At 71.1% G+C, this 23,182-nt stretch carries 18 protein-coding genes; 7 read left to right on the forward strand and 11 right to left on the reverse strand.

Annotated elements, in window-relative coordinates:
• Positions 1 to 547 precede the first annotated feature (547 nt).
• Positions 548 to 2,161: a TolC family protein gene (locus tag WG209_RS13925; RefSeq protein ID WP_337175659.1), complete on the forward strand. Its 1,614-nt coding sequence runs from the start codon at positions 548 to 550 to the stop codon at positions 2,159 to 2,161.
• 213 nt (positions 2,162 to 2,374) lie between these two features.
• On the opposite strand, the gene WG209_RS13930 is transcribed toward WG209_RS13925, so the two are convergent.
• From WG209_RS13930 to WG209_RS13945, 4 genes are all read right to left on the reverse strand, one after another.
• Positions 2,375 to 3,751, reverse strand: a complete 1,377-nt coding sequence (locus WG209_RS13930; RefSeq protein WP_337175660.1) for a hypothetical protein — start codon at positions 3,749 to 3,751, stop codon at positions 2,375 to 2,377.
• Positions 3,752 to 3,797: 46 nt separating this feature from the next.
• Entirely contained in the window at positions 3,798 to 4,205 is a 408-nt protein-coding gene (locus WG209_RS13935) for a hypothetical protein (RefSeq protein WP_337175661.1), read from the reverse strand.
• Positions 4,206 to 4,242: 37 nt separating this feature from the next.
• The gene (locus tag WG209_RS13940; RefSeq protein WP_337175662.1) at positions 4,243 to 5,220 is read right to left on the reverse strand and encodes a DUF1559 domain-containing protein; all 978 of its coding nucleotides are present in this window, start codon (positions 5,218 to 5,220) and stop codon (positions 4,243 to 4,245) included.
• Between the two features lie 266 nt (positions 5,221 to 5,486).
• Complete coding sequence (locus WG209_RS13945) at positions 5,487 to 5,918, reverse strand: hypothetical protein (RefSeq protein WP_337175663.1); 432 nt, start codon at positions 5,916 to 5,918, stop codon at positions 5,487 to 5,489.
• Positions 5,919 to 6,201: 283 nt separating this feature from the next.
• Between WG209_RS13945 and WG209_RS13950 the strand changes: the two genes are divergently transcribed.
• Together WG209_RS13950 and WG209_RS13955 are read left to right on the forward strand one after the other, a co-directional pair.
• Positions 6,202 to 7,227, forward strand: coding sequence for a basic secretory protein-like protein (locus WG209_RS13950; RefSeq protein ID WP_337175664.1), 1,026 nt, complete (start codon positions 6,202 to 6,204; stop codon positions 7,225 to 7,227).
• A 19-nt stretch (positions 7,228 to 7,246) separates the two neighbouring features.
• The gene (locus tag WG209_RS13955) at positions 7,247 to 7,627 is read left to right on the forward strand and encodes a VOC family protein (protein WP_337175665.1); all 381 of its coding nucleotides are present in this window, start codon (positions 7,247 to 7,249) and stop codon (positions 7,625 to 7,627) included.
• Positions 7,628 to 7,646: 19 nt separating this feature from the next.
• Here WG209_RS13955 and WG209_RS13960 read toward each other — a convergent pair whose 3' ends face one another.
• From WG209_RS13960 to WG209_RS13985, 6 genes are all read right to left on the reverse strand, one after another.
• Positions 7,647 to 8,513 (reverse strand): pirin family protein, encoded by an 867-nt coding sequence (locus tag WG209_RS13960; protein WP_337175666.1) that lies wholly within the window; start codon positions 8,511 to 8,513, stop codon positions 7,647 to 7,649.
• An 86-nt stretch (positions 8,514 to 8,599) separates the two neighbouring features.
• On the reverse strand, positions 8,600 to 9,262 hold the full coding sequence (locus WG209_RS13965) for a macro domain-containing protein (RefSeq protein WP_337175667.1): 663 nt from the start codon (positions 9,260 to 9,262) through the stop codon (positions 8,600 to 8,602).
• Between the two features lie 170 nt (positions 9,263 to 9,432).
• Positions 9,433 to 9,843 carry a 30S ribosomal protein S9 gene (gene rpsI, locus WG209_RS13970; RefSeq protein WP_337175668.1) on the reverse strand — a complete coding sequence of 137 codons (411 nt, stop codon included), beginning with the start codon at positions 9,841 to 9,843 and terminating at the stop codon, positions 9,433 to 9,435.
• 88 nt (positions 9,844 to 9,931) lie between these two features.
• Positions 9,932 to 10,537: a 50S ribosomal protein L13 gene (gene rplM, locus WG209_RS13975; RefSeq protein ID WP_337175669.1), complete on the reverse strand. Its 606-nt coding sequence runs from the start codon at positions 10,535 to 10,537 to the stop codon at positions 9,932 to 9,934.
• Positions 10,538 to 10,675: 138 nt separating this feature from the next.
• The gene (locus WG209_RS13980; RefSeq protein WP_337175670.1) at positions 10,676 to 13,336 is read right to left on the reverse strand and encodes a DUF6259 domain-containing protein; all 2,661 of its coding nucleotides are present in this window, start codon (positions 13,334 to 13,336) and stop codon (positions 10,676 to 10,678) included.
• A 683-nt stretch (positions 13,337 to 14,019) separates the two neighbouring features.
• Positions 14,020 to 15,036, reverse strand: a complete 1,017-nt coding sequence (locus WG209_RS13985) for a hypothetical protein (RefSeq protein ID WP_337175671.1) — start codon at positions 15,034 to 15,036, stop codon at positions 14,020 to 14,022.
• Between the two features lie 372 nt (positions 15,037 to 15,408).
• On the opposite strand from WG209_RS13985, the gene WG209_RS13990 reads away from it, so the two are divergent.
• The 4 genes from WG209_RS13990 to alaS all read left to right on the forward strand — a co-directional run bounded on the left by WG209_RS13990 (position 15,409) and on the right by alaS (position 22,573).
• Positions 15,409 to 18,915: a hypothetical protein gene (locus tag WG209_RS13990; protein ID WP_337175672.1), complete on the forward strand. Its 3,507-nt coding sequence runs from the start codon at positions 15,409 to 15,411 to the stop codon at positions 18,913 to 18,915.
• A gap of 194 nt (positions 18,916 to 19,109) precedes the next feature.
• Entirely contained in the window at positions 19,110 to 19,397 is a 288-nt protein-coding gene (locus WG209_RS13995) for a hypothetical protein (RefSeq protein WP_337175673.1), read from the forward strand.
• An 18-nt stretch (positions 19,398 to 19,415) separates the two neighbouring features.
• Entirely contained in the window at positions 19,416 to 19,820 is a 405-nt protein-coding gene (locus WG209_RS14000) for an HNH endonuclease signature motif containing protein (protein ID WP_337175674.1), read from the forward strand.
• 134 nt (positions 19,821 to 19,954) lie between these two features.
• Complete coding sequence (gene alaS / locus WG209_RS14005) at positions 19,955 to 22,573, forward strand: alanine--tRNA ligase (protein WP_337175675.1); 2,619 nt, start codon at positions 19,955 to 19,957, stop codon at positions 22,571 to 22,573.
• Positions 22,574 to 22,766: 193 nt separating this feature from the next.
• Here the strand turns inward: alaS and WG209_RS14010 are convergent, their stop codons facing one another.
• Positions 22,767 to 23,048, reverse strand: a complete 282-nt coding sequence (locus tag WG209_RS14010) for a hypothetical protein (protein WP_337175676.1) — start codon at positions 23,046 to 23,048, stop codon at positions 22,767 to 22,769.
• Positions 23,049 to 23,182 lie beyond the last annotated feature (134 nt).

The raw sequence follows: 23,182 nt of genomic DNA on the forward strand, positions 1-23,182 counted from the left end.
AGCACTCGGGCCATCGCCTCGTCCCCCCCGGCGCTCGTCGTCCGGGCGGAACGCCTCGATGGGCCCGGACGACGCGTGGCGGAGGCTTCGGGCCCCGGCGCGATGGCGGCTCCTCGCAATCATACGTCCTGGTCGGGCCGATGCCAAGGATCGCGCCGGCCGGCCCGAGGATCGGGATGGCGGGGAGCCGTCCTGGAGCGTCCCCGGGGGCCGGCGTCGCACGCGGGCAGGGGGCGGACGATCGGGTGGACCCGCCGATAGGCGGGCACGCCCGGCGCGGGGGCTTCGACTCCATCCGTCGGTCCATCGCCGTCTCCGGCGCGGTCGGCTCGGCCTTCGACTTCCTGAATTTCGGCGTGCCGCCGCTGCTCGTCGATCAAGGAGATCGACCCGGAAGATGCGGCGCTCGCGGCCCTCGGTCGTCGATGCGACGGGGAAACTGCACCGCGCGGCCCGACCTGCCGATAATGAGCGCGATGGACCGACCGTGCCGACGAGGGCGGTCCGCCAGGATCGGCTTCCCCCCGCCGCCGCTCGGAGATCCAGGATGAGGATTCGAGGCTGCGTCGCGATCATCGGCTCCCTCGTCCTGGCGGCCGGACCGGGGGGGGCGCACGGCCAGGGGCCACCCCCGGAGGACACGACGCCGAGGATCCTCGGCGGGACGCGTTCGAGCCTAGGCGCTCCTCCGGGGGCCGGCGCGACCTCGATGCTCGGCGCCGTCCCGGGCTCGGGCGACCGCCCGGACATCCAGCCCCTCCCCTCCGGGTTCATCGGGAATCGTCCCGGGCCGGCAACCCCCCGCGTCCCCTTCTCGGTCACCATTCCCGGCGGCGGATACGCCGCGCCGGGCCAGGGCGGCCTCTCCCCGACCTCCGAACTGCCCCAGGCGCTCGTGCCGGCGTATGGTCCCCTGGAGATGCCGCTGGAGGGCGAGGACGAGGGCCTCGCCGACGGGCTCACCCTCGACCAGGCCATCGAGCGGCTGGTCCAGGCCAACCCGACCTTGCGGGGCCAGGTCCACGAGCTGCCCCAGGCTCGGGCGGACGTCCTGACCGCCGGCCTGCGCGCCAACCCGATCTTCTACGCCGACGCCCAGCTCGTGCCCTACGGCAACAACTCCCCACAACGGCCGGGCGGGCCGACGCAGTACGACGTCAACATCACCTACCCGCTCGACATCTCGGGCAAGCGCTGGGCGCGCATCCGCTACGCCACCCAGGTCCTTCGAACACTGGAAGCGCAGTACCAGGACGCCGTGCGCCTCCAGATCGACAACCTCTACACGGCCTTCGTCGACATCCTGGCCGCCCGCGAGACGGTCCGCTTCGCGAGGGCGAGCGTCGCGGGGCTCGAACGCATCCTGGAACTGACCGAGGACTTGTTCCGCCAGGGCACCGTCACCGAGGCGGACGTCAATCGCGTGCGGTCCCAGGCCGTCGCCGCGTCCATCGCCCTGAATGACGCCGAGGGGGCCCTCCGAAGCACGAAGCGGACGCTGTCCGCCCTGCTCGACATCCCGCCTCGGCAGGCCATGGCGATCGAGCCGCGCGGCACGCTCCGCGACACGATCCCCGCGATCCCGTCGACCGACCAGCTCGTCGAGCTCGCCCTGACGGCACGGCCCGACCTGGCCGCTTACCGGATCGGCCTCCAGGCCGCCCACGCCAACGTGCGCCTCGCCCAGGCCAACCGCTACTCCGACGTCTACGTCCTCTACCAGCCCTACACGTTCCAGGACAACTCCCCGTTCGGCACGAAGAGCGCGACCTCCTGGGCGCTGGGCGTGACGGTCCCCCTGCCGCTCTACAATCGCAACCAGGGAAACATCCAGCGCGCCCGGCTCAACGTCTCGCAGACCCGGGCCGAGAATTACGCCCTGGAGCGCCAGGTCGTCACCGACGTGGAGCAGGCCGAGAGCGAGTACCAGGTGACCCGCTCGGCCCTCGGCCGCATCGAGTCCGAGTTGCTCCCCGAGGCCCGCCAGGTCCGCGACAGCGTCCTGCGACTTTACCGCGGCGGCGAGGTCGACGCGCTGGCCTACCTGAACGCCCAGCGCGATTACAACGAGGTCGTCCGACAGTACCGAGACATGCTCGTCCGCCATCGTCGGAGCATGCTCGACCTCAACACGACCGTCGGCCATCGCGTCCTGCCGTGATCTCGGGGGACCGCTCCGCCCCGGCGCGCGAGCCGGGAGGTTCGAATCCGTCTGGCGGCGCAATTACCCGGCCTCGTCTCCAGCCCGCCTGACGGCGCGAGCATCGACGCGGATCTGGGGTCCTCGCTCCCGCGTCGCCCCGGGCCACCGAGGCTTGTCGCCCCGCCTGGTCCCGGCGGGGGCCGCCGGCGAGAGCGGCCCCCGCCGCGGGCGTCAGTGTTCCAGGCGGAGCCCGGCGGCCTCGGTGAGGCGGTCGAACGCGGCGGCCTGCGTCGTGAGGTAGACGACCTCGGCGGTCTCGGAGTCCGAGAAGGATCGGCGGACCGCCTCGACGTCGGCGTCGGTCACCAGCGCCGGGTCGACGGTGATCTTGCGGGCGAGCGAGAGCGCGGCCCGTTCCGCGTCGGGGGCGTCGAAGTCGGGCTGGTCGATCGCGAAGACCTGGTCGTCGGTCAGGCCCAGGTCGTTGAGCCGCTTCTTGGCGTGACCGAGGGCGTACCACGCGCGGTCGTTGCGGGCGGCGACCCAGGCGATCTTGGCCTTCAGCGGCGGGTCGAGCTTGCCCTTCGTCTCGGCCCGCGCGAAGGCGTCGGCGAGGCGCCTGCCCCCCTTGGGGAAGTTCCCCAGCAGCCGCGCCCATTCGGGGGCTTCGCCGGCCCCCGACCAATCTTCGGGGAGCACCGCCCGGGCCTGAGCCTGGTCGGCGAGCGGGAGGCGGGCGGAGCGACCGCGCGCGGCTTCCAGCGCGGCCTCGACCTCGGGCCTCGATTCCAGCGGCCCGCGGGACGCGACCCTGGCGCGGGTCGGCCGGGCTGAAGCCGGGTCGAGGGGGGCGACCAGGCTTCGCATCGACCGGTATTTCTCGGCCGTCGGCGTCAGGAAGACGCGATGCTTCTCCTGCGGGATGGCGAGCGGGCCGGTCCAGCGGTTCGTCGCGTTGTTGCCCGAGACCGTCATCAGGATCTCCAGGATCTGGAGGTCGTTGTAATGCGGGCGCAGGCGGTCGATGTCGGCGTCGGCCAGGGCGTGGGGCTCGTAGGTCAGCTTCCGGGCGAACTCGAACGCGGCGCGCTCGGCCGGGGGGAACTCCGACCAGTCGCCGTCGAGCGCGGCGATGGTGTCCTCGGTCACCCCGTCGTTCGTCAGCTTGACTTCCTGGTGGCCCTGGCAGTAGGTGCAATTGTTCGCGCGGGAGACGATCCAGAACAGCATCGTCTTGAACGTGTTGTCCACGGTCATCGACGGGTCCGGCTCGCGCGGGCCCGAGACGCCGGAGCCGAGCAGCGCGGGATCGAGGTGGATCTGCCGGAGGCGCCCGTTGTTGGCGACGCCGCCAAGCCCGCGCGGGGCCCCCGAGGCGCGACCCGCCTCGGCCCGCGCCTCGGCCGCGGCGATCTCGGCCTCGGTCGGGGGGGGCAGGGGGAGCCTGGGGCGCGACTCCTTCGACCGTTCGAGCTGCTCCTTCAACTCCTGGCGGGTCGGGGCGACTTCCACGGGGCCCCCCCGGGCTTCCGAGTCGTCGCCCGCGCGCGCCACGGACGCCGAGGCGAGGGCGGCCGCGGCGAGGATCGCCGTCATGTGCTTCTTCATGCGAGTCGGTCTCCGGATTGCGGTGATGATCATGTTCGTCGAGGCGTCAATCATCCTGGCGCAGCACCATGAGCCGCGGATGGGTCGACACGGCGTAGACGGCATCGCGCCTGGTGGCCTTCCCCCGGGCGGGCTTCAATTCGAGGACGACGCGGTAGTTGAGGTCGGCGCCGAAGTGCTTCCCCTCGTCGTCGGCCTTGTAGCCCTGCAACTTCGCCCCGGCGTTCCAGTCGCCGTCGGCAACGTGGATCGGGGGCGTGGCCTGGGCGAGCGACGCGGGCGTGGCGCCGGCCTGCCAGGCGTCGAGGGCGGTGACGAGCGCCTTGCGCCCGTACTCGGGGTCGGCGGGCGGCCCGGACGTCCCGCATCCGGACGCGGCGAGCGCCAGCACGAGCGCCAGGGCGGCCGTCGTCCGGATGGTCGGGCGCGGCGCGGTGGTTCTCTTGCGGATCAACGGAGATCCTCCGATGGGATGAAAGGGGGGTCGCCGTTCAATACGCGTCGGAGCTGATCACCTCGCCGCCGTTGCGCGTCCCGAGGGCGCGCCAGGTCGGGATGGCGATCGACGCCTTGATGAACTTCACCGAGCCGTCGGCGAGCAGGACGTTGACGCCCCCCGCGTGCCGGCTGTTGGCCGTGGTGCTGATCCGCGAGGGCGGGAACATGCAGGAGCGCGCATTGGGCGGGCTGGCGTGGTAGTAGCGCGTCGCCGTGTGGTTGTCGGTCATCCAGGGGGCGCCGACGTTCGAGTTGCCCTGCATGGTCAGGTCGTTGATGTTGACCGCCAGGCACATCAGGTGGGCCTCGTCGGCGTTCGCCGGGTAGGTGCCGGGCCGGTAGGTGTCGGAGATCTCGGTGGAGATCGAGTTGCTGAAGTCACCCTTGACGTGCTCGCTCATCGCGGCCGTGTTGCTGGTGCCGTCGACGACCTCGGCGATGCGGACGGCGTAGTCGGTGAACAGGAGCCCGTTCGGCGGGGGCATCGTCGTGTTGACGGCCGAGGTGTCCTGGGCCCCGTAGGAGTTGACCACGCTCGTACCGCAGTTGGCGCGGTAGTTGATGCCGGCCCAACCCTGCGGCAACTGCGTCACCGCGTCGCTCGGGCAGAGGAACGACGAGACGCTGGTCACCAGGGCGGTCGAGTTCGCGACGTGCTGCGACGTGTGGCTGAAGTTCAGCGCGTTCGTGACGCTCGTCGCCTCCATGTAGGGGAGCAGGCGGGTCTGGTGCGAGATGTCGTTCGAGGAGCCGGTCGCCGTGTTGAGGCTGCGTCCGATGGGGAAGGACCCCTGCGCGTCGTGATAGTTGTGCAGGGCCAGGCCGAATTGCTTCATGTTGTTGACGCACTGGGCCCGACGGGCGGCCTCGCGCGCCGCCTGGACGGCCGGCAACAGCAGGGCGATCAGCACGGCGATGATGGCGATGACGACCAGCAGCTCGATCAGCGTGAAACCATGACGACGATTCATGGGAACCTCATATGATCTGGTGGCGAATGTTCGGAGGAATGGCCGGACCGGGGGCGTCGACGGCGCATGTCAGGGCGCGATGGGGACGCGGGGATCCCGCCCGCCCTCGTGCCCCGATCGGGGTAGGCCGCTCGACGATCCGACGGGGCCGCGTCGCGGAGGCCGCCGCGCGGAGCCCGGACGCTGATGTATGTGGGAGAACTCGACCGAGCCGGGCCGCGGCGCGCGGGATCCGCGTTGTCGTCAGGGCGCGACGGGAAGCCGGGTCAGCGCGACCGCGCGTCGAGGGCTCGTGGAGGGTGGAAGACGCCGACGCTCAGCCGGAGCGGGGGCCGGGGCGGCTCGGCCCAGAAGTGGGGCTCCGAGGCTGGATCGCGGTCGTCCCGAAGCACGGCGACGATGGCCCAGGAGCCCGGGGCGACGATCGGCACCGAAGTCGAGGTGGCGGGCGTCGCCGGCGATCCGGAGCAGAACGCCCCCGTGCAGGGAGCCGGCGCCTCGGCCGGTGTCGCGGCCGCGCCGAATGACTCGCCCTCGATGAACGCTTCCAGGTTCGAGAGCGTGGCCCCCCCCTGAATCGCGACGCGGCCATGGCAACCGGCCTCGGCGGACCTGGACGCCAGCACGGCAAGGGCGGCGAACGCGAGGAGCGCCGTCCAGGGCCTTGCGGGTCGATGTCGCGCCGCCGCTGGGGTCATCAAGGGCAATTCCGCGAAGTCGATCGGTTTAAGGGGAGCGATCATGACGGGGATGTTAGGCAAGTTACTGCCCGTCCAACGATGATTCAAGAACCAACTTGGAAATCCGACCGATCCGCCATGGAGGGAGCACATGCTCATGGGAGATGAATACGCCGCTCGCGACGACGTCGCGGCGGGGCCGGGGGGCGTCGCGAGGGGGACCGCGCGGCCTATCGGACGTCGCGGCGGTGGACTATGCTGAGACGAGCACGAACCGCTCGACTCCTCGAAAGGACCGCCGATGCTTCGCCTCGCGCTCATGCTCCCCCTGATCGTCGCCGCGCCGGGCCCGGACGCCGGGCGGCCCGTGGCCGTGGTCGTGGAATCGACGCTCCCCACCTCGGGCGGCGAGATCCGCCAGCAGGCGTTCGACGGCGACCCGGATTCGGCCTACGAGTCCGCCCGCCCTCCGCGCGAGGGGGACGCCGTGACGCTGGCCTTCGACGCCCCCGTCCTGGTCCGCTCGGTCGAGGTCCGCGCGTCGGGGCTCGACGGCGGGACGCTCGAAGGGGCCGAGGACGGCGCGACGTTCGCCCCCCTGGCCGAGTTCCGCGAGGGGGTGGCGAAGGCCGAGCCGGGCAAGACGCTCAAGGCGGTCCGGGTTGTCCCGGCGAAGGACGCCACGGAACCGATCGCGATCCGGGAGTTCCTCGTCGAGTCCGACCCCGGCCTGCGGCGGTTCGAGTTCCCCGTCGAGTTCGTCGTCGACGAGGTGGACGACCCCGCGCTCAAGGACTGGGCCGACAGGGCCGCTCGCGAGTGCGAGCGGGCCTACGACCTCATCGCCCACGCGCTCCGGAGCGACGGCTACCGCCCGGCGAAGGTCGTCCGGATGTCGCTCAAGGACGGGATCGACGTCCCGGCCTACGCCTCGGGCGACCGCGTCACCGGCTCGACGAAGTGGTTCCGCGACCATCCCGACGACGTCGGCGCCATGGTCCACGAGGCGGCGCACGTCGTCCAGCGCTACCGGAGCCGTCGTAACCCGGGCTGGCTGGTGGAGGGGGTCGCCGACTACGTCCGGTTCGTCCTCTACGAGCCCGAGAACATCGGCGGGATCAACGCGGATCGGGCCCGGTACGACCAGAGCTACCGCGTCACGGCCCGGTTCCTGGGCTACATCGTCGAGAAGCATGACCCGGACTTCGTCCTCAAGCTCAACCGCGCGATGCGCGAGGGGAAGTACTCCGACGACATCTTCAAGGAGTCGACCGGCAAGACGATGGAGGAACTGGGCGCGGAATGGAAGGAGTCGCTGAAGGGCTGAGCGAGGGGAGGGGCCGGCGATGGGGATCGACTTCACCGGGGCGTTCGCGGCGATCGGCGCCGAGGACTTCGCGCGGGCCGTCGCGTTCTACGGGGCGCTTTTCGGACGCGAGCCCGACGAGCGGATCCGCGACTCCTACGCCGCGTTTCATCTCCCGGCGCTGCGGCTGGCGATCTTCCGCCCGCGCGCCGGCGGGGCCGACGACTTCCGCAACCCCTCCGATCGCCGCACCGCGTTGAACCTCGTGCTGGAAGTCCCCGACCTGGGCCGGGCCGTCGCCGAGATTGAGCGGTTGGGAGGCACCGTCGCGCCCCCGTTCGACGCGCCTCACGGGCGAGAAGCCTATGCCTACGATCCGGACGGCAACCGGCTGATCCTGGTGGAGCGGGTCGGGGGATGACGACGGGGGCCGCCGACCGTCAGGCGGGGGGCACCAGGCGACCCATGCGGCCGTCGCGATAGTCCCGGATGGCCTGCCGGATCTCCTCCTCCGTGTTCATGACGAAGGGGCCATGCGCGACGACGGGTTCGTCGATGGGCTCGCCTCCCAGGAACAGGATCGTCGCATCGTCCAGGGCTTCCACGGTCACGCCCTCGCCGTCGGGGTCGAGGATCGCCGTGTCCGCCTCGCCGAGCGTCTCGCCGGCGGTCGTGGCCTTCCCCTTCAGGACCATCACGATCGCGGAATGGCCTTCGGGCGATGGGATCTCGACGCGCGAGCCGGCCCCGAGGCGCAGGTCGATCAGGGTGATCGGCGTGAAGGTCCGGGCCGGGCCTTCCGTGCCGCGGAACCCGCCGGCGATCACCCGCGCCGAGCCGGCGGCGTCGAGGTCGACCGTCGAGATCCGGGCGGCCGGGATCTCCTGGTAGCCGGGCGCGGCCGACTTGTCCTTCGCCGGCAGGTTGACCCAGAGCTGGACCAGCTCCAGCACGCCGCCGCGACGGGAAAAGTCCCGGTCGTGCCATTCCTCGTGGACGAGGCCGGAGGCGGCGGTCATCCACTGCACGTCGCCGGGGCCGATCTTGCCGTGGTTCCCCGCGGAGTCGCGATGCTCCAACTCGCCTTGATAGACGATGGTGACGGTCTCGAAGCCACGATGAGGATGTTCGCCCACGCCCCGAGGCTTCTCCGACGGGGCGAACTCGGCCGGGCCGGCGTAGTCCAGCATCAGGAACGGGCTGATCCGGGCCCCGGACTCCTGGTGCGAGAACAGCGTGCGGACGGGGAACCCGTCGCCAACCCAGCGAGGCTCGGCCCCGCGCCTGATCTCGAACAGCTTCTTCACGGCGATCTCCTTGCATCGGCGGGCCGTGCCGCGGTTGACCGGTTTTACCCCGAGTGACCTCCACGGCGGCGCGTGAGGGTGACTCGTTACCGTCCGCCGCCTGATCCCCATTGCCACGGCGCGGGCCCCGAACCCAGGGCGAATGGAGCCTGCGCCGGATGTTCGATCCGTCTCCAACCGCCGAGCACGACCATGTCGTAGGCCGCCCTCATCTGAGGGGCCGCCTCGGCGGCGGCCATTCCGCCGACCCCCGTGCACAGGCCGGGCACGGCCACGCTACGGATGCGCCTGGCCTCGCTCGCGTTGTGGTCGAGGATCGCCGTGAAGACCGCGCGCATCGCGAGGTATGCGTTCGTGGTCCCGGAGACCCGGCCGGGGACGCGCATGGTCGGCGCGGCGACGAGATAGGGGAATCGCCGAGTGCCCATCTCAATGACGGTCGCCACGCCCACGGGCAACTCGCCGTGGTATTTCGCCGCGATTCGTCCCTGGAGGGCTCGCTGGGCCGAACCTTCGTGGAACCGGTCAATCCGCTGGTCGATACCGCCGCTCATGTCGCCGAAGCTGTTCGCCGGGCTGACGAGGGCGTCGCAGTCCAGGTCGAGCAGGTCGCCGACGAGCACCTCGACCCCATCGACGTCATGGAAATGCTCGGCGAGCACCCGGGCGATCTCGTGGTCGAGATCGCATAGGCTGATCCGCAACTGATCCGGATTTCGGCCGCGACCGAGAGGCTTGATGACCTTCATCCGCATCCGCCGCGCCCTGCCCAATAGTCGGAGGAGCATCGGCGACCCTCCATGCCGGCGTCGACGGTGTGCGATGACTTCCGAGGGATATCCAGGAAAAGCGGAAGGCCGAGGTTGTTGCCAACCTCGGCCTTCCGGGACAAGGATCCAGACGAGCGATGATTCTTCGATCAGCGCTTGGAGAACTGGAAGCTCTTACGGGCCTTCTTGTGGCCGTACTTCTTGCGCTCGACCATACGGGCGTCGCGGGTGAGGTAGTTGCCGGCGCGGAGGGCCTCGTCGAGGTCCGTGCGGAACGCCTTCAGGGCGCGGGCGAGGCCCTGGACGACGGCGCCGGACTGGCTGGGCTTGCCGCTGCCGACGACGTTGACGAAGACGTCGACGCGCTCGGCCATCTCGGTGGCCTTGAGCGGGGCGCGGATGTCGGTCTGCTGCACTTCCAGGGGGAAGTACTCGCGGGCGTCGAGGCCGTTGACGATGAACTTGCCGTCGCCTTCGGCGATGCGGACCCGGGCGACGGCGGTCTTGCGCCGGCCGGTCCCCCAGGTGTACGTTTTCGAGGCGGTCGCGGTCGCGGACATGGTCGTTTTGGAATCCTCGGGCTGGTCTGGGGGTTCCGACGCGCGGGAGCCGTCCTATCGACTTAACGAGGGGGCGGCTCGACCTGGATCACTCGGCGGCCGGGGCCTCTTCGGCCGGCGGCTGGGCGGGGGCGGCCGTCTCCTGGGCCTGGTCCTCGACCGGGGCGGCCGAAGTGGTCGCGGCGGCCTCGGCGGCCGGGCGGCGACGCTTCTTCTCGACCGGCGGGGGGGCGAGGATGGCGCCGGAGGGGGCCGGGCGGCCGGCGTAGGGCTCCAGCGGGGCCGGGTTCTGGGCCTGGTGCGGGTGGTCCGAGCCGACGTACAGCTTGAGCTTGCCGAGCATGTGCCGGCCGATCTTGTTCTTCGGCATCATGCGCTTGACGGCGAGTTCCAGGATCTGCTCGGGCCGGCGCTTGAGCAGGCTCCAGGCGGCTTCCTCGCGCTGGCCGCCGGTGTGCCCGGAGTAGCGCTGGTAGGTCTTCTGCCGCCACTTGTCGCCGGTGAACACCACCTTATCGACGTTCGTCACGATGACGTAGTCGCCGGTGTCGATGTGGGGGGTGTAGGTCGGGCGGTGCTTCCCCATCAGGATCGGGGCGATCTGGGCCGCGAGCCGGCCGACAACCTGGCCTTCCGCGTCGATCGTGAACCACTGGGCGGAAAGCTCGCCGGTCTTCGCTTGGTAACACTTCATGGAACGGTACGCCTGATCCCAATACGCGGGGCGCGGTTGTATGCAGTCCCGGGAAAGATACCATGTTACAGCCCGAATCCCCGCCGTCAAGGCCAGATGCCCCCGGCTAATCGGGCGTGTCCGCTACAATCGGCCGGGTCACGGCGAGGGCGCCGCCACGGCGACGTCGCGGGGGGCGAGCTCGTAGGCGCGGCCCTGGAACTCCAGGCGGGCGGTGCGGTACGAGGCGTTGAACAGGGTGTGGACGGCCTTCGGCCCCTCGCCGAATCGGTTGATGAAGACGGCGGGGTGGGGCGACGCCACCAGCGGCTCGGCGGGGCCGGCGAAGGCGTCCGCGTTCTCCTTCAATATAACGTGGGCGTCGCGGATCCGGGAAAGGGTCTTCTCGCCGTACCAGGTCCGGGCGTGTCCCTTCAGCCAGAGCCCGTTGCCGTGCCAGAGCGAGAGGCGGAAGTCCTCCGCCGGCAGGGCGCGGGGGTCGATGCCGAGGGAGACCATGTCCCACAGCCGGACGTCGGGGAAGGCGAACCGCGAGAGGTTCAGCTTCAGGGGCGACTGGCGGGAGTCGGTGAAGGGGAGGGCGTAGCAGAAGGCGGCGTCGAAGTGGGGGGCCGCGGCGTCGGGCGGGGTCTCCTCGATGTAGATCATCGTGTCTCCCGCCCCGGCCGCCTCCAGCTCGCGGCGGACGGCGGCGGCGGCCTCGATCTCCCCCCGCAGGGTGTCGACGCCCGGCCGATGGCCGTGGTCGGCGGAGTGGCAGATCTTGCCGCCGAAGCCGAACTCGTCCAGGTAGACCCCCGCCGCGCCGACCTCGGCGGCGACTTCCGCCACCCGGCGAGCCAGGAAGGCCCGCCATTCGGGCTCGTAGGGGCAGGCGAAGAACTCGGTCGCCTCGCCGCCGGCCCACCAGACGCCCTCGCCGTCCTTGCCGATCAGTTGCGAGCGCCCTTGCAGAAGCTTGCCGACCTCGGACCTCTTGTCGATCAGGTAGCCTTCGAAGTAGAGGCCGGTCGGGACCCCCTCGTCGCGGGCCTCGGCGATGTTGCGGGCGAGGTCGGCCGCGCCTCCCAGCTCGATCGGGTAGTCGCCGACGCGGCCGACGGCCTCCGACATGGCCCAGCCGGAGATGTCGATGAAGTCGATCCCGCCGAACTGGCGTCCGTCCTCGATGAGGGCGTCGAAGGTGTAGCGGCCTCGCTTCACGTCGAACAGCTCGCCGGAGCCGCCGACGGGGTAGTCGCGACGGGCCCAGAACGCGGAGCGGAGCCAGGCGGGGCGGGGGCCCTGGGGCCTGTACCACGTCGACAGCCAGCCGCGATAGGCCGCGAAGCCCTCGCGCCAGTCGCCGCCGTGGGGGGCGACGCGGGCCTCGGGCGCCCGCCATGTCTCGCCGGGCTCCAGGTGGACCCGATGGTCGACCTCCACCGTGACGGTCGCGCCCGCCTTGGAGAGCCGGAACGCCTTGTCGCGGCCCTCGGTGTCGCACACGATGACCGCCGCCCCCCGGTTCGCGGCGGGGGCGAAGACGTCGAGGAACTGGAGCGGGAAGGCGGCGTTGTACGGGGCCTCCCAGGTCCGCTCGTCGGTCGCGATGATCGTCCCGCGCTTCGGGAACAGATAGGCGACGTCCGCCGGGTCGTCCGAAGCCCGGATCGTCGCGCGGGGGAACGTCAGCGTGAAGTCGACGGCCTCCGCGCCTACGTTCTTCAACTCCAACGTGGCGCGAGTCCCGGCCGGCGCGGGGGTCGTGGAGGACTTCGCGGAGACGACCCCTTCCGGGATCCCGGCGATGCGATGGCCCAGGACGACCTCGGCGGGGGGCCCCGGCTCGCCGGGCTCGCGAGGGGACGCGGCGGGGAGCGGCTCGACGGACGCCGGCGGCGGCTCGTCCGAGATCCCCGCGGCGGCGACGAACAACTGGACGTGCGGGCTCCGGTCGCGCAGCTCCACGCTCGCGACGGGGCGATCGGCGTCCAGTTCCAGGGCGTACAGGGCGGGCGTCCTGTTCGTCAGGACGTGGCGACGCTCGGCGAGAGAGAGGGGGTATTGCTCGTCCCAGCCGCCGTCGGCGTAGGTGACCCGGGCGATCACGTCGGCCGTCTCGTGGCTCTCCTTCACGCGGATCTGATCGGCCGGCGCGCCCGCCGCGAACTCGCGGACGGTGGCGAAGTGGGGCGCGATCGCCAGGAGGAACGACCGCCCCGCGCGGGGCTCGCCGACGACTCGGACCGACTCCTCCCCGCGCATCGTCGTCCCGCGCCAGGCGCCCTCGGCGATCGGCCCCTCGACGTCCCAGGCGGTCGCGTCCGGCGGGAGGGCGGGGGCCTCGCCCGGCAGGAGGTCCGGGCCGCCGACGAACGTCAACTCCTCGACGTGGAGCGTGGCCCCTTCGGGGAGGGCGAGGCGAAGCTCGTGGATCTGCGGCGTTCTCATCTGGTCGCGAAGGTCGACCTCCAGCGCGTGGCTCTCCCCGTCCGCCGCGAGGTCTCGCGCGAGGACGGCCGGGACGGGCATGCCGGCGACGAAGGGATTCTCCGGGTTCGTCGCCCCGGGCGTGACCGGGCCGACGCTCCCCGGCGAGAGGGTCAGCACCGCCGAATCGTCGCCCGGCATCCCGGTCGCGCGGTATCGAAGCCTTAGCTTCGGATAGGCGTAGACCCAGACCGGGTCGACGGCGACGCGGCGGTCGCAAGGCCCGGCCAGCTCCATCGCCCCGTGCCGATAGCCGACCAGCGCCTCGGAGTCCGGCCCCGTCGCGGTCGTCGTCGCCAGGAGCAGCAGCAGGGGCAGGCCAGTCATGTCGTCGCCTCGATCGTCGCGCCGAACGTGGTTGAGTCCAACCGGCCGATGCTACGAGGCCCCCGCCGGCGCTTCAAGCGCCGCGTGAGGCTGCCTTTCGCGCCCGGCGACTCCGCGTGGTGGCTTCGTTCGCGCGCCGTCGTTTTTGCCGTGCGCGGGTTAAGATGTTTGGTGGTGGCGGTTTGGGGCTATGTTGACTTGGCTTCGTTCGTCGTTTTCGAAGTGGTTTTTCGCCCAGCGAGCGTGAAACGCGCGTCCCCTCTCCCGCCGGGTGAGGGCCTGGGCGTTTCGGGAATCGCGACGGTTCATCATCGGCGCGGCCGGCGCTATTCCCGAAATCCGACGACCCTCACCCGCCGCTGGCGCGCCCGCCCTCTCCCGGCGGGAGAGGGGCCGGGATCGGGCCGGGGGCCCTCTTTAGTTGTGGCGCGGGCGTCCCGTCCGTTCGCGCCACAAGAGGCCGGCCCCAGGACGATCAGCTTCGTAGGCCGTCGCCCCGCGATCCTCGACTGCTTCCGGATTGTCAAGGAGCGTCGACATCGAACACCTGCATGGTCCGCGGCGGGCTCGGCGGGATTTCACGAATCTCGGAATTTATCTCGGGAGGCCGTCGGGTCGGGCGCGCGCGAGAGCGACGGCGCGTCCGGGGGCGCGCCGTCGCTCGGCGAGGCGGAGTCGCGGCGTCAGCTCGGGCGGCCGCGGCCGGCGAGGGCGCGGGCGGCGAGGGCGCGGGGGCCCGTCGGGCGGCCGTGGATCCGCGAGCCGGCCTCGCCGCGGGCGAATTGCTCCTGCGACCTGACGGGGATCGTGGAGCCGGGGCCGGGGCGCGACTGGTGGACGACGATCGTGATCGGCTCGGAGACGGCGACCTCGCTGATGTTGAGCGTGGAGGTGCCCGTCGTCGCGGCGATCGCGGCGGTCCCGGTCTGGGTGAACGCGCCGGTGGTCGGGTCGATGGCGCCGGTGCCGTCGGTCAGGGTGCTGGTCGACCCGGGCGAGTTGATCGCGCCGCCGACGATGGTGCCGACCTGCGGGTCGAGCGTCCCGGTCCCGCCGAGCAGCGTGCTCACGGCCGGGCCCGCGGTGCCGGGGCCGCCGGGGGTGTCGATCGGGAACGCCGGCGTGGTGATGGTGCCGCCGATGCCGGTGATCGGCGTGGCGGGGGTGACGAACCCGCCGGTCAGCGTCCCGGTCGTCGCCGGGTTGTTGATCGTGGCGGTCAGGTCGCGGAGGGTCGTGCCGTCGACGGTCAGGTCGCCCGTCAGGCCCGAGAGGGTCGTCGGGTTGATCTGGACGTTCGAGACCAGCGACCCGACGGCCGTCACGCGGGCGAACAGGGTGTTGACGTCGGCCCGGAGCCGGCTGGGGAGGCTGAGGGTGGCCGTGTACTGGCCGGAGAAGTCCGGCGTGGCGCTGGCCAGCGGCGCGCCGCCGTTGACCAGGTTGCCGTTGGCGTCCTTGGCGAAGATCTGGACGAGGACCTGCACCCCGGACGTCGGGGGCTGCGTGGTGCCGGTCACGGCGATGGGGGTGGGCTGCGTGAGATAGATCGCGCCGCGCATCTCGCGGACGCGGTTGCCCTGGGGGATGACTTCCAGGGTCGGCTTGGCGTTGATCAGCACGCTCATCAGGCTGCGATCTTCAAGCGACTCCAGCCGGAAACGATTGCGCCGCTTCGCGGAACGATCCGTCGTGGACATGGGTTGGAATCTTTCGCGTCATGTCGCTTCGGCTTCCCATCCATGGGGTTCATCCTCGGTCCGCGAACGCGCCCGCCGCCCGCTTCGGCCCGTTTGGGCCCGCGGCGTCCGTCCGGCTTCCCGGGGAATGTATCGACCCTTGCGTTTTTCATTCTCCATGGAATAGTCGCCAACGTTTTCCATCCGGAGCGCCCCAGCCGTTTGGCGCGGATTCAATCCGCCATGTGATTTTTCTTGACACAAGGTTGATCATCCTGCAAATCTTGTCCATTGCCCCCATATAGCCGCGCCGGCCGCCGACGGGTGGCCCGGCGCCCCCGATCCGCTCCCCCGACCCGCACCTCGCCCGACACCTTCCCAGGAGCACCGACGATGTCGCGTCCACCGAAGTTCGTCCGTCGCGCGGCTCGTCCGACCTCCCACCGCCGGTCGACGCGTCGCCCGAGCCTCGGCGTGGAGCGGTTCGAGGACCGCGCGCTGCTCTCGACGATCGTGTGGAGCAACATGGGCTCCGCCGGGTCCGACACCGACAACTTCAACGCGACCTACGGGGCGGACGCCGCCATCGCCCGGACGATCGTCCAGACGGCGATCCAGGCGTGGGAACGGGTCATCGACGATTTCAACTACGCGAACGTCGGCACGCCCGGCAACGCGATCGCGGCGAACACGTACGTCGTGGAGGTCTCGGCCTCGGATCTGGGCGGAGGCGCGCGCGGCGAGGCCAGCGTCACCGGCATCGACGCCCAGGACAAGCCGTTCTCCGCCGAGGTCACGATGGACGACGACGGGGGGGGCAACGGCTGGTACTTCGACGCCAACCCCGGCGACAACGCCGAGTTCACCGACCTGCTGAATCGCTTCACCGCGACCTTCGCCGCGGGGACGGGGAACGACTTCTACCGGACGATCGTCCACGAGCTGGGCCACGCGATGGGCATCGCCTCCAACAGCGGCCTGGCGATCCACACGGGGGGCTTCCTGACCCCGGCGGGGACCGACCAGAACGATCCCGCCGAGGACCTCCTGGTCTTCACCGGGGCGGGGTCGACCGCCACGTTCACCACGAACGGCGGTCTCCACGTCTACGAGGGCCCCGTCGATCCCGCCTTCCCGGCCGCGCCGCTGAATCCTTTCGACCTGATGAACCCGGGCCGGACGATCGGCCCGCCGCCGACGCGTCAGCTCATCACGGATCTGAACGCCTCGATCCTGCGGGACGCCTACGGCTACACGGTGGTGATGCCGTCGACGATCCAGACGTTCCTGGCGAACCTCAACACGGACACCGGCGAGCTGACCATCAATGGCGACGTGTTCACCGACGAGACGGGCGCCCAGACGTTCGTCGACGACGTCATCGGGATCTCGCTCGTTGGCGGCAACCTGCGCGTGGACGTCGACGGCGTGATCGCGACGTTCCCGCTCGCGTCGATCACCTCCTGGGACGTCCTCAGCACCTTCGGTGACGACCAGATCACGATCGACTTCGCCAACGGGTCGCCGGTCCCGGCCGGCGGCGGGGCGGTCGACGGCGGCCCTCCGGGGACGCTCCCCGGCGACACGCTGACGTTCGCCAACCAGGCCTTCAACGCGCCCGTCGTCTTCACCCCCTCGACGACGGGGCCCGCCGCCGCGGGGAGCGTGGCCATCGGCGGCGGCGCCGCCGTCAGCTTCATCCGGATCGAGACCGTCGCGTTCGCCAGCCCGATCCTCGATTTCACCTACGTCACCCCCCCCGGCGTCGACGACCTGACGATCGACAGCCCGGCCGCGGGGCGGAACCGCATCAGCGGGACGAACGACGGCGCGACGCTCCTGCCGTTCACCTTCTTCGACATCACCAATTTCGTCCTCGACACCGGGATCGACGGCGACTCGATCCTCCTGGAGGCGCCCGGCCTGGTCGCCGCCGGGCTGACCAACTTCACCGTCGATTCCGGCGCCGGCGACGACGAGTTCACGATCGTCGCCGGGGCCGACTTCTCCCTCCCGGTCGCGGGGGGCGCCTTCACCTACAGGGCGGGGGGGGAGGCGACGTTCCTCGGCGACCTGCTGATCGTCCAGGCCCTCAACTCCAGCACGGGCGAGTTCCGGCCCGACGGGGAGACCCCCCTTTCGGGCCGGTTCATCAAGGACGGGACGACCCTTTTCACCGTCGACCTGGAACGGGCCGAGATCAACGGCTCCGGCAACTACGCCCTCATCACGCCCAACGACGGCGACGTGATGACGATCACCCCGGAATCCACCTTCATGAACCGGATCGCCGGTTCCAGCGGCGGGGTCGCCTTCAGCAACCTTTCCTTCTACAACGTCCGTAGCTTCCTGATCGACTCCCGGTCCAACAACGTCGGCGGGCTCCTCGGGAACCGCTACACGATCGACAACCCCGGCGGCCGCGCCCTCCAGGCGACCGGCCTGCGCAACTTCACGATCCGGTCGTCGGCCGGCAACGACGAGCTGATCGTGCGCGCGGACGACTTCCGCCTGCCGGACAACAGGGACGGGATCCTCTTCGACGCCGGGACGGGACGATACGAACCTCCCGTCGTCCCGGCCGGTCGGCCGGCCTCGAACCTGCGGGGCCTGATGTCGCTCGACCGGATCGTGGTCGTGGCCGACGTCGACTTCACGATCAACAACGGCCTCCCGAGGGACCCGGATCGGACGTCGGGCGAGGGCCGGCTCTCGATCTCGCCGGCCGGCTCCGGGATGGCCGGCCTGGGGATGCTCGGCTCGATCCGCCTGTTCGGCGTGGAGGGGGCGAGCCTCACCGGCGGCGCGTCGAACAACATAATGTTCGGCACGGGCTTCCACGGGACGCTGGTCCTCGACGGCGGCTCCGGGGACGACATGCTCGTCGGCGGATTGGGGGACAACGAGCTGATCGCGGGAGACGGCGACGACCGTCTATACGCCTCGGCCGACGCCTTCGCCTCGCCGGGGCTGGGGAGCCAGAATCAGGTCATCCTGGGGGGCGGCGGGCACAACGTCCTCCGAGGCGGCCCGGGGCGGAACACGTTCCATGTCGACGGCGACGACGGCACGTCGATTCTCATCGGCGGGGCCGGGGAGAACGTGTTCATCATCACCAACACCCCGGGCGGGGTGGTCGACCCGGTCGGCGGGATCGAGGTCGTCGGCACCGCCGGGACCGACGACACCCTCCAACTCGTCGGCGGGGGTGGGGCGGGCTACAACCAGACGTACCTCCTCGGCCCCGTCCCCGGCGCGGGGAACATCGTCACGACCAATAATCACGTCCCGAACGGGCCGACGATCTCCCAGTTCGTCCGGTTCAGCGGGATCGACGTCATCGAGGACACGATCGCCGTCGACGCCATGGTCGTGGTGGGCGAGTCGCCCGCGGCGCCGATCGGCGGGGTCTCCGGGGCCGACCTGGCCGCGGGCGCGATATCCCCGACCCTTGGCGGCCTGCCATTCGGGCTGATCTCGTTCGCGAACAAGACGGCCCCCTCGGTCCAACTCGCCAATGGCCGGGTGGTGACGCCCCCGGCGGCGCCCACGCCGATCCCCATCGCGCCCGCGCCGGCCCCGGTGGCGGCCGCGACCCCGGCACCCCCCGCCGCGGCGGCCGTCGCGATCGCGCCGACCTCGCCCATCGCGCGGGCGACGGCCGTCGCCCCGCCCGCGAACGTCCCGGCGCCGATCGCCGAGGCACCGGCGGGGCCGCGGTTCGCCCGACGGCTCGCGATGGCCGGTCCGTTCGCGGGGCGTCGCCTCCCCAGGCCGGTCGCGGCGCGGCCGGCACCCGCGCGGATGGCCGCGTTCCCCCGGCCCGCCTTCCGGCCGCAAGCCTTCCGGCCGCTGTCCTTCGCCCCGCGCGGGCCGATGGCCCACATGCGTCGCGCGTGACCGCCGGACCGACCGCGAACCGGGGGCGTCCCTCGGCCTCTCCGGGGGTCGTCGCGACGCCCCCCGGCCTTTTGCCCCGGAGGCTCGAAGACCCGGCGGCGGGGGACCGACTATAATGCTGTCCGTGGGCCGGGACGCATCCGCGGACGAGGATCGCGCCCGCCGGCTTCTTTTCATCGGGAGGGCAACCGACCATGTCCACGGTCCATGCCGGCACGAGCGAGATGGATATCTTCGGCCGCATCCTGCAGTCCGAGCGATCCTCCTGGGATGCCGACGGCGCCCGCGCGATCCTGGCCCTCGGCTTCGACCGTGCCGACGAGGACCGGATGAAGGCGCTCCTCGCGAGGGCAAATGCCGGCGTCCTAACTCCGGACGAGGCCGCCGAGATCGACAACTATGAGCGGGTCGGCCACATGCTTTCGCTCATGAAATCCAAGGCGAGGCTGGCGCTCGGGAAAGGCCAGTCGGACGCGAAATAGGCCGAGGACCGCGACGACATGGACCCCGCCCTTGAGAGTCTCGTGTGGGAGCGGGCCGATGGGCGATGCGAATATTGTCGGCTCGCGGCCTCGGATGATGACCTCCCCTTCGAGATCGATCATATCATCGCCCAACAGCATCGCGGCGCGACGGCGTCGGGCAATCTCTGCCTCGCGTGCTTCTCTTGCAATCTGCACAAGGGGCCAAACATCGCGGGGGTTGATCCGGCCAGCGGACGGATCACGCCACTGTTCCATCCTCGTCGCCAGGGTTGGGGCCGGCATTTCCGCTGGTCGGGCCCCATGCTGGTCGGCCGGACGGCGAGCGGGCGGGCGACAGTCGAGGTGCCGGCCATCAATCTCGACTTCCGCATCGATCTCCGCCGGGCCCTGATCGACGAAGGCGTGTTTCCCCCGCGTTGACGTCTCCCGGCGCCGTCGCGGCCCCCGCCCCGGTCGACCCGCCTTGTCCGTTCGGGCGTCGTCCCGCACAATGGGGGGCCTGGGGCCGTCGCGCGCCGCGCGGCCATCACGTCCCGAGCGCCCGCGGACCACCCATGAAAACCGACGACCTTCGTGAAGCGTACCTGGAATTCTTCGCCTCCAAGGGCTGCGTCCGCAAGCCGAGCGACGTGCTGGCGCCGAACGACCCGACGGTCCTGTTCACCCCCGCCGGGATGAACCAGTTCAAGCGCGAGTTCATGGGGCTGGGCGACCCCAGCTTCAAGCGCGCCACCACCTGCCAGATGTGCATCCGCACCGGCGACATCGAGAACGTCGGCCGCACCCCGCGGCACATGACGTTCTTCGAGATGCTCGGCAACTTCTCGTTCGGCGACTACTTCAAGCGCGAGGCCATCCACTGGGCGTGGGAGTTCCTCGTCGACACGCTGAAGATCGACCCGAACCGCCTCACCTTCACCGTCTACCAGGACGACGACGAGGCGTTCGACATCTGGAACAAGGAGGTGGGCGTCGCGGCCGACCGCATCAAGCGGATGGGCGAGGACGACAACTTCTGGCCCGCCGGCGCCCCGACCCACGGACCCAACGGGGTCTGCGGGCCCTGCTCGGAGATCTTCTACCACGGCGACGGCATCGAGGAAGTCGAGATCTGGAACCTCGTCTTCACCCAGTTCAACCGCGTCGGCCCCGGCCAGCTGGAGCCGCTGCCGAACAAGAACATCGACACCGGCATGGGCCTGGAACGGGCCGCCGCGGCGCTCCAGGGGGCCAGGTCGAACTTCGAGATCGACCTCTTCGTGCCGATCGTCGCCGCCGCGGCCGACGCGCTGGGGGTCGACTACGCCCAGGTCAAGGACACCCTCGACGGCGTCCGGATCCGCCGGGCCAGCGACCACGCCCGGACGCTGATGTTCTGCCTCCACGAGAACATCCGGCCCGGCCCCGAGAAGCAGGGGTACGTCGTCCGGCGGCTGCTCCGCCGCGCCGTGCTGGACGCCTATCAGATGGGGCGTCGCGAGCCGTTCCTGTACACGCTCGCCCCGGTCGTCGCCGAGGCCATGAAGGGGGGCTACCCCGACCTGGTCGACAGCGTGCCGCGGGTCCAGCACGCCATCCGGGAGGAGGAGGAGAGGTTCCTCCGCAACCTGGAGAACGGGATGCGGCTGCTGAGCGACACCTTCCGCAAGACCAAGGCGGCCGGCTCCGACGTGGTGTCCGGGCGCGACGCCTTCGACCTGCACTCGACCTACGGCATCCCCGTCGAGGTCACCGAGAGCCTCGCCGCCGACCAGAACCTCCGCATCGACCAGACGGGCTTCGAGGAGGCCCGCAAGGCGTTCGCCGCCGTCTCGCGCGGCACCGCCGAGGCCGCCGACGTCTTCGCCACCGGCCCGCTCGACACCCTGAAGGAGGCCTACAACAAGGGCTCGGAGTTCCTCGGCTACGAGGCGACCGAGGCCCCCGCGAAGGTGATCGGCGTCCTGGAGCAGGGGAGGCTGGCGGACTCCGCCGCGGCCGGCGCCGCCGGGCCGCCGGTCGCCGTGGTCCTGGACCGCACCCCGTTCTACGGCGAGTCGGGCGGGCAGGTCGGCGACACCGGGACGATCGTCGGCGACGGCTTCCTGTTCGAGGTCGAGGACACCAAGAAGGAGAACGACTTCACGCTGCACCTGGGCCGCGTCGTCGAGGGCCGGCTGGACGTCGGCGCCGAGGCCACGGCCACGGTCGACGCCGGGCGCCGGCAGGCGATCCGCCGGGCCCACTCGGCGACGCACCTGCTGCACAACGCGCTCCACAAGCACCTGGGCAAGCACGCCCAGCAGGCCGGCAGCAAGGTGGAGCCCGACCGGCTGCGGTTCGACTTCTCCAACCCGGAGGCCGTCGGCAAGGAGCGGCTCCAGGCGATCGAGAAGACCGTCAACGAGCTGGTGATGACGGCCGCCCCGGTCGACTGGAAGCTGATGCCGATCGCCGAGGCCAGGAACCTGGGGGCGATGGCCCTGTTCGGCGAGAAGTACCCGGAGATCGTCCGCGTCGTCCGCATGGGGGACTTCTCCCGCGAGCTGTGCGGCGGCACCCACCTGGACAGCGTGGGGCAGGTCGGCCCGTTCAAGATCCTGGGGGAGGAGTCGGTCGCCGCGGGGACGCGCCGGATCATCGCCCTGACCGGCCAGGCGGCGCTGGACTTCGTGCGCCAGGAGGAGGAGGCGTTGGCGGAAGTCGCCGCCACGCTGCGGGTCCCCCCGGCGCAGGTGGGCGGGCGGATCGCGGCGCTGCTGGAGGAGGTCAAGACGCTGAAGAAGCAGGCCGCCCAGCGCAAGCCCGAGTCCGGCCCGAAGGCCACGCCCGACGAGCTGCTGGCCGCCGCGCGGGCCGCCGGCGAGGCCGCGGTGGTGATCGCCGCCGTGGAGGCGAACCTCGACGAGATGCGCGTCCTGATCGACGGCCTGCGTCGGAAGCGCCCGGAGAACCTGGCGGTCCTGCTGATCGCCGCGGTCGACGGCAAGGTGTCGCTGGTCTCGGCGTTCTCGCAGGACCTCGTCGCCAAGGGCCGGCACGCCGGCCAGTGGCTCAAGAAGGTCGCCCCGGCGGTCGGCGGCGGCGGCGGCGGCCGGCCCGACATGGCCCAGGCCGGCGGCAAGGACCCCGCCAAGATCCCCGACGCCCTGGAGCTGGCCTGGGCCGTCGTGCGGGAAGAACTGGGGGAATGAGGCCCCGCCTTCCGCTCGACGGAAGGGCGTCGTAACGAAAAGGAGACGGCCGAGGGCGCGGGGCCCTCGGCCGTCTCTTCGCGAGTCGCTGGGATGCTGGGGCGTCGCTCTGCCGGCGGGAGGCCCGCCGGTGGGACGGTGCGGTGGGGCCTTGAGGGCCCGAAGTTCCTGGCCCGACCGCTCCGCTCCTTGGTCAGCTTCGCCCGCGGTTTTCCCAATCGGAGGACTCGGTGCAGCGGCCGTAGCCGGCGTCCGGGGCCTCGGCGGAGCGGAGGGCGGCCTCGGGCTCCTCGGCGTGGCTGTAGGCGCGTTCGGTCGGCTCGACCTCGGCCGGCTTGCCGACGACGTGGGACGGGACGGCTTCCTCGACGCCTCGCGGCGCGTCCTGGGCCTCGATGCGGTCGGACTTCCTCTCGGCCTTGTCGCTGGACTTGGCCTTGGACTTGGTCTTGCGGGTCTTGACGGCGGTGGACATGGGACACCTCCCCGCGCTACGCGGGATGATCCTGGGGGCGCGGACTCGACGCCATGAGGGACCGATCGGCCCCGGCTCGGGTTCGCGCCCTCCGCGACCGCCCTTTCCGAAGAGGCGGTCGCGGGGGCCCCCCC

Origin of the sequence: Paludisphaera sp., from assembly GCF_037189885.1 — a bacterium.
In the GTDB taxonomy this organism is placed as follows: domain Bacteria; phylum Planctomycetota; class Planctomycetia; order Isosphaerales; family Isosphaeraceae; genus Paludisphaera.